Genomic DNA, 6,546 nt, shown 5'->3' with positions numbered 1-6,546 from the left:
CTGTTCGTCGGTAAATCGCTTCTTCACGTCCAATCTCCTTCGATGGTGGGATTGGACTCCAAATCATCGTGCTACTCAAAACCGGGGGGACGTCGAGCACTCACCGCAGCAGCTAGCTCACAAAAGCAGTTCCAGGCGAGCATGCTCGTTACCGGCTCCATTGTCGTGGCGCCCGACGGGACCGTTAGCAGCTTTACGTTGGACCAAACCAGCAAGCTTCCCAGCGCTGTTGTGGATCTGATGAATAAGGGCGTTCCGTCATGGCGATTTGCGCAGACGAAGCGTGACGGCCAGCCAGTCGCCGCAGCGGCAAGAATGAGCGTCCGCATTATTGCCCAGCCTCAAGACAACGGAAATTACGTTCTCCGGATGAGCGGAGCCCAATTCGATCAAAATACGAATGCCAAGGACTCCCTACATGCAAACCGAATTCCTCCAACGTACCCTGCTTCGGCAATCCGGGATCATGTTGCCGGCTCGGTGTATTTATTAGTTCGAGTGAATAAGCAGGGGCAGGCGGTCGATGCCTTTGCCGAACAAGTCAACCTTGATGCCCAACCAGGGGGTATGCCTTCTGAGTCGACTATGAAAAGGTGGAGAGCCCTCCTTGCCAATGCCTCTCTTGAGGCCGTTCGCAAATGGACATTCCGTAGCCCTGGATCAAACGACCATTCCACGGATGGCTACTGGTACGCACGAGTACCCATAAACTTTAGTTTTTGCGGACTCACTTGAGCGTCCGACACCCGAGTACGGCAAGTGGGAAATCTACGTGCCTGGCCCCGTGGAAAAAATCCTTGGTATAGCCAAAGCCGGATAGCGGATCGCGATATAGATGCACTTCCGGATGGAAGCGTCTCTCTTGCCGATCAGAGGCTGCATCTGGTGACGCCACTTGGGGGCTCCTAAATAAAGATCCCTAAAGGCGGCAGTCGACCCGCGCTTTTCCTCGCACCTCATTCTTAAAGTCTTTTTCCAAAATCCAAGCGGTTGGAAGCAGGCTTTATCTGCGAATAAAGTTTCAATTGCACCTATTGACGCCATTGCTGCATCGCATCTATGTTCGACTCATGTCATCGAACTTGCTGCCCGCCCGCACGCACTTTGCACCGGTTAACGCCGGCGCCTTGCTGTTGCCGGCAGGCACCGTGTCGAGCGGCATTTCCTCGTCCACCATTACGATTACCACCACGACCGGTACCGGTACGGGCTGGGAGTCGGTGCGCGAATAGGTTTCAACAAACGCGCAACGGCTCCGCCCTCCAGAGGCGAGCCGGCACAGACCGACCCGCTTCCAAGAGTCGGGGCCTCATCCGGAGGCTACTGTGAACACCTGTGCACCCCAACTCGCCGAACAACCCCTCAAACGCCGCGCGGCTTTTCCGCTGGCGCCACCGTCGCTGCGCCAGCGCGTGCTGGCCGTCGGCCTGATCGGCCCCGGCCGGGTCGGCAGCGCTCTGCTCGATCAGCTGCGCACCGCACAGCCGCGGCTGCTGCGCGACACCGGGCTGGCGCTGCAGCTGCGTGGCGTAGCAGCCAGCAAACGCATGTGGCTGGACTGCGACGACGCCGAGCTCAACGGTCGCCACGGCGGCGCGCAGACCTGGCGACCGAACGATCTGGATGCCTTCGCCGAGCACGTGCGCAACAGCGGGCGCCATGCACTGCTGATCGACTGCAGCGCCAACGACGCCATCGTGTCGCGTTATCCCGCTTGGCTGCAGGCCGGCCTGCACGTGGTGACGCCGAACAAGCTTGCCGGCAGCGGTCCGCTGGAGCGCTGGCAGGCGATTCAGCGCGCCTGCGCCGATGGCGCGCGCTTCCGTTATGAGGCCACGGTCTGTGCCGGGCTGCCGGTCGTGCAGACACTACGCGACCTGCTCGATACCGGCGACGAGCTGCTGGCCGCCGAAGGCATGTTCTCCGGCACGCTGGCCTGGCTGTGCAGTCGCCACGACGGCGCCCAGCCGTTTTCCGCACTGGTGCGCGAGGCGCATGCGCTCGGCTACACCGAGCCCGATCCGCGCGACGATCTATCCGGCATGGACGTGGCGCGCAAGCTGGTGATCCTGGCGCGCGAGGCCGGCTGGTCGCTCTCGCTGGACGACGTCTCGGTGGAAAGCCTGGTACCGGAAGCGCTGGCCCAGCTGCCGCGCGACGAATTCATGCAGCGGCTGGACGAGCTGGATGCGCCGATGGCGGCCAAGCTGGCGGAGGCGCGCGCCTGCCACGGCGTGCTGCGCCACGTCGCCCATCTGGACCATGCCGGCCAAGCCAGCGTACGCCTGATGGTGCTGCCGGCGTCGCATGCGTTCGCCCATACGCGGCTGACCGACAACGTGGTGCAGTTTCGTACCCGGCGGTACTGCGATAATCCGATGCTGGTACAAGGTCCGGGCGCCGGGCCGGAAGTGACGGCAGCCGGCGTGTTTGCCGATCTGCTGCGCATCGCCGAATCGCTGCAGGTACACGCATGAGCACCCTGTCCTCAACCATTGCATCCGTCAAAAGCCCCGCTCAGGAAGTCATGAAGTCCGCTCCGCCACGCGCCCGCCGCGCCCTCGCCTTTGCCCCCGCCTGTGTGGGCAATGTGGGCGTGGGCTTCGATATCCTCGGTCACAGCATGGCCGGCGCCGGCGACCGCGCCGACGTGCGCCGCATCGAGGAGCCGGTGGTGCGCATCTCGGCGATCCACGGCAGCGTGGTCGACCTGCCGACCGACGCGCTGGGCAACACCGCCGGCGCCGCACTGATCTCGCTGCGCAAGGCGCTCGGCCTGCGCCACGGTTTCGACATCGTGCTGCACAAGGGCATTGCGCTGGGGTCGGGCATGGCCGGTTCGGCCGCCTCGTGCGTGGCTGCGCTGGTGGCCGCCAACGCGCTGCTGGAAAAGCCGCTGCCGCACGAAGCGTTGTACGGCTTCGCCCTCGACGGCGAAGCGGTGGCCAGCGGCAGCCGACACGGCGACAACCTCGGGCCGATGCTGCTCGGCGGCCTGGTGCTGGCCACTCACGATCGGTTGCTGCGCATACCCGTGCCGGCCAGCTGGTACTGCGCGCTGGTCCATCCGCATTTCGTGCTGGAGACGCGCAAGGCGCGCGCGGCGCTCGCCGGCGAGTACCCCCTCAGCGCGTTCGTGGCGCAAAGCGCCAACCTCGCCCTGGTCCTGGCCGGCTGCTATCGCAGCGACGCCGCGCTGGTGCGCGAAGGCCTGAAGGACGTATTGGTCGAACCGCGTCGCGCCTCACTGGTGCCGAACTTCGCCCGCGTCAAGCAGGCCGCGCTCGATCATCGCGCACTGGGCGCCAGCATTTCCGGCGCCGGTCCCAGCGTGTTCGGCTGGTACGAGCACCGCAGCGAGGCCGAGGCCGCCGCCGCGGCGATGCGCGCCGCATTCGCCGAAGCGGGCCTCGACAGCGACACCTACGTCGCACCAGTCGATGGACCCGCCGCGCGACTGATCGATGCCATAGATGAAAAGACCTGGGCCGACGCCCCCGCTGGCGAGGGCGCATGACCGCAGCGAGTTTGAAAACCCAGGCCGCTGCCTCACCGATGCGGTATGTGAGCACGCGCGCCGGCAGCCCCGCCGTATCGATCAGCGCCGCGATTGCCGCCGGCCTTGCGCCCGACGGCGGACTCTACGTTCCCGAAACGCTGCCACGGCTCGATCCTGCCGCATTCGATCCCGGCGGCGCACTGGCCGATACCGCCGCAACGCTATTGGCGCCGTTTTTTGTCGGCGATGCGCTAGCCAGTGAGCTGCCCGCCATCTGCGCCGAGTCGTTGAATCTCGAGATTCCGCTGCGCGCCCTGCCGCAGGCCAAGGCACACGTGCTCGAACTGTTTCACGGCCCCACGGCGGCGTTCAAGGACGTCGGTGCGCGCTTCCTCGCCGCCTGCATGCGGCGCCTCCCCCGTGCCGACGCCCGGCCGCTGACGATACTCGTCGCCACCTCGGGCGATACCGGCGCCGCGGTCGGCGCAGCGTTCCATCGCCAGCCCGGCTTGCGGGTGGTGATCCTGTACCCCGACGGCAAGGTGTCGCCGCGCCAGGCGCATCAGCTGGGCTGCTTCGGCGACAACGTGCACGCGCTGCGCATCGACGGGCGCTTCGACGACTGCCAGCGCATGGCCAAGGCGGCGCTGGGCGATGCCGAACTGCAGGCCGCCGTGCCGCTGACCTCGGCCAACAGCATCAGCCTCGGTCGCCTGCTTCCACAGATGAGTTACTACGCGCATGCGGCGCTGGGCTGGTGGCGCGAACGGGGCGAACCGCTCAATGTCATCGTACCGACCGGCAACCTCGGCAACGCGATGGCCTGCCTGTGGGTGCGCGAGATGGGTCTGCCGATCGGCCAGGTAGAGTTGGCCTGCAACGCCAACGCGACGCTGCCTGACTATTTTGCCGGCGGCGAGTACGAGCCCCGCGCCGCCATCACCACGCTTGCCAACGCGATGGACGTGGGTGCGCCGAGCAATGTCGAGCGTCTGCGCTGGACCTTCCCCGACGAGCGCGCTTTACGGCAACTGCTGCAAGCACGCAGCGTCGGCGATGAGGCCATTCGACAAACCATCACCGCCCATGCGCGCCGGCACGGCGAAGTGTTCTGTCCGCACACCGCCACCGCCATGCACCGGCTCGACCAACTGCGCGCCGCTGGCGACACAGACGCCTGGACCGTGGTCGCCACTGCTCATCCAGCCAAGTTCGACAGCGTGGTCGAGCCGCTGATCGGGCATGCCGTCGATGTGCCTGCGCCCCTCGCCGCGATGCTAGAGCGGTGGGCGACGGCCGATCCAATGGCAGCAGATGATGACGTACTGAAAATGTACTTGCGGCGCTGACGCTCAATTCGTCACGTGATTGTAGGCAGCTTGACAGGCAAAGCCGGCTTGTCTGCTAGCCTTTTGCGCTAAACACTATGGAATACATCAGATGACGTTGAGCGCCAAGTTCGCCACAGCCCTTGGTCTTGCCACACTTTTGGTCTTCGCCGGCCTCATCCCTCTGGGCCGCTGGCACGATGAATATTTCACGCTTTACCATTTTCACGAATCCGGCATCGCATACCTTGGCGAGCGCCTGCTGCATTGGAGCCCGCGTCCGTTATCTGAATTTTTCGCCTACATGTACGGTCTGGCGGTCTACCGTTTTGACTCACCTCTAATTGCCGAATTTCTGGCGATCTTCTGGCTTATGTTCGTGGCCGCTGCACTGTGGCCGGTGTTGCACGACGGCAAAGGCTTCCTGTGCGCATCGGTACTGGTGGCTTTGCTTTTACTGGGTCACCCGGTCGCCGAAGTTTTCTAGTGGCCCTTCGCGACGGTCGCCTATTTGCCGACGGTCGCAGCCGCACTACTTCTGCTGACCCTCGACTGGGGCGGTCAAATCGAAGGTCCTTCAGGCAACGCGTGGATTTTCCTGGCCCTGACGGTTTCTGCCGCGAGCTCCGAAGTTGGGGCGCTTTTTACGGCAATCTACGTCGTACTGCTGTTTGCCATCCGCAGCGTAGAAGACGGTTATCGCTGCCTGATCTTCACCATTCCATTGTTGCTTTCGGCTGCAGTGCTTTACTTGCAATTCACTGGGCGTGTCGCGGTTGGTGGCGAGGTTTTCGGTGACCCATCCGTCGCGCACCATCCGGTCGCGACCATGTCAGCCGTCGCGAAGCATTTGCTTTTCGAGCTTTTGAAAGGTGATAGCGGACATCACGCATTCACACTCCTCATTTCGGGCCTGGTCACAAAGCTTTTATTTTTCTGCGGCGTCTACATCGTTATATCCACGAGGAGGAAATTTGCTCCGCGAGTTCAGAAGCTAAGACTGATTCTCGCCATCGCAGCGATTGCGACAGCTGTGCTGACGCTCGCTGCTGCGCTCTATAATTTTGGATCTCCCTGCTGCGAGCGGCATGCCACGATGCGCCAGGAGTACGTCTTTATCACTATCGGTTCGATAGCCAGCTATATGGCAGCACGCTGGCCGATTCGCGGTCGCCGGCACGCCGGAATACTTCTGGTCTGTTCCATGCTGATTCCATTGGCGGTAGCCATCCCGAAACTGAAAACGGAATATCTTGGCTACGCCGAAACGTGGCGAGCGGATAACCAGACTTGGCGATCCGGTCGCTCCGCCGGATCCTCTATGCAAATAGAACAAGCGGTGCCTGGACCTATCAGCGGTGGCCTAGTTATTACCCCGGGCACCTATCAAAGCGGATCATCGGCGAGAAATGATGTGCCTTGGATGCTTGTCTTTTTCGGCAAACAATCGGCCATCGTCTCTGCGCCAAATGGAGCGCAAAACAACGATACCCGGCAGTAAACGTGCTCTATGCACCGATGAACGCGCTTTACTTAACGCAAACCAGTTGCATCAATCGAGCGCGCGGCGACGAGAAGACTCGCTAATTCACATTTTCGCTTTGAATCACACGCTTACAAAAGCGTCTGGACGCCCAGCCGTCCAAACGACTATTCGGTCGCACGAAAAAAGTTTCTAACGAAACTACCTCAGAAAAAGGTTGACAGGCTTTAGCAAGG

At 62.6% G+C, this 6,546-nt stretch carries 7 protein-coding genes; all 7 read left to right on the top strand.

The window, feature by feature from the left end; translation table 11 throughout:
- Nucleotides 1-735 (top strand): energy transducer TonB (locus tag HDE78_RS20855; protein ID WP_218862411.1); only part of this gene is annotated, 735 nt, incomplete at its 5' end.
- Between the two features lie 335 nt (nucleotides 736-1,070).
- Nucleotides 1,071-1,232, top strand: a complete 162-nt coding sequence (locus HDE78_RS15530; protein ID WP_179481083.1) for a hypothetical protein — start codon at nucleotides 1,071-1,073, stop codon at nucleotides 1,230-1,232.
- 153 nt (nucleotides 1,233-1,385) lie between these two features.
- The gene (locus HDE78_RS15525) at nucleotides 1,386-2,477 is read left to right on the top strand and encodes a homoserine dehydrogenase (RefSeq protein WP_218862423.1); all 1,092 of its coding nucleotides are present in this window, start codon (nucleotides 1,386-1,388) and stop codon (nucleotides 2,475-2,477) included.
- Between the two features lie 50 nt (nucleotides 2,478-2,527).
- Nucleotides 2,528-3,517: a homoserine kinase gene (locus HDE78_RS15520; protein WP_179481120.1), complete on the top strand. Its 990-nt coding sequence runs from the start codon at nucleotides 2,528-2,530 to the stop codon at nucleotides 3,515-3,517.
- 38 nt (nucleotides 3,518-3,555) lie between these two features.
- The gene (gene thrC / locus HDE78_RS15515) at nucleotides 3,556-4,848 is read left to right on the top strand and encodes a threonine synthase (protein WP_179481118.1); all 1,293 of its coding nucleotides are present in this window, start codon (nucleotides 3,556-3,558) and stop codon (nucleotides 4,846-4,848) included.
- Between the two features lie 91 nt (nucleotides 4,849-4,939).
- A complete protein-coding gene (locus HDE78_RS15510) occupies nucleotides 4,940-5,314 on the top strand; it encodes a hypothetical protein (RefSeq protein WP_179481080.1) in 375 nt (124 codons plus the stop codon).
- Between the two features lie 24 nt (nucleotides 5,315-5,338).
- Nucleotides 5,339-6,328 carry a hypothetical protein gene (locus HDE78_RS15505; RefSeq protein WP_179481078.1) on the top strand — a complete coding sequence of 330 codons (990 nt, stop codon included), beginning with the start codon at nucleotides 5,339-5,341 and terminating at the stop codon, nucleotides 6,326-6,328.
- The last annotated feature ends 218 nt before the right edge of the window (nucleotides 6,329-6,546 follow it).

Origin of the sequence: Rhodanobacter sp. K2T2, from assembly GCF_013408815.1 — a bacterium.
In the GTDB taxonomy this organism is placed as follows: domain Bacteria; phylum Pseudomonadota; class Gammaproteobacteria; order Xanthomonadales; family Rhodanobacteraceae; genus Rhodanobacter.
This window is presented reverse-complemented; position numbering and strand designations above follow the sequence as displayed.

Excerpts from the sequence above, each read along its gene's own strand:
- HDE78_RS15530 (WP_179481083.1), top strand. The coding sequence starts at position 1,071 with ATGTCATCGAACTTGCTGCCCGCCCGCACGCACTTTGCACCGGTTAAC.
- HDE78_RS15520 (WP_179481120.1), top strand. The coding sequence starts at position 2,528 with ATGAAGTCCGCTCCGCCACGCGCCCGCCGCGCCCTCGCCTTTGCCCCC.
- thrC (WP_179481118.1), top strand. The coding sequence starts at position 3,556 with ATGCGGTATGTGAGCACGCGCGCCGGCAGCCCCGCCGTATCGATCAGC.
- HDE78_RS15510 (WP_179481080.1), top strand. The coding sequence starts at position 4,940 with ATGACGTTGAGCGCCAAGTTCGCCACAGCCCTTGGTCTTGCCACACTT.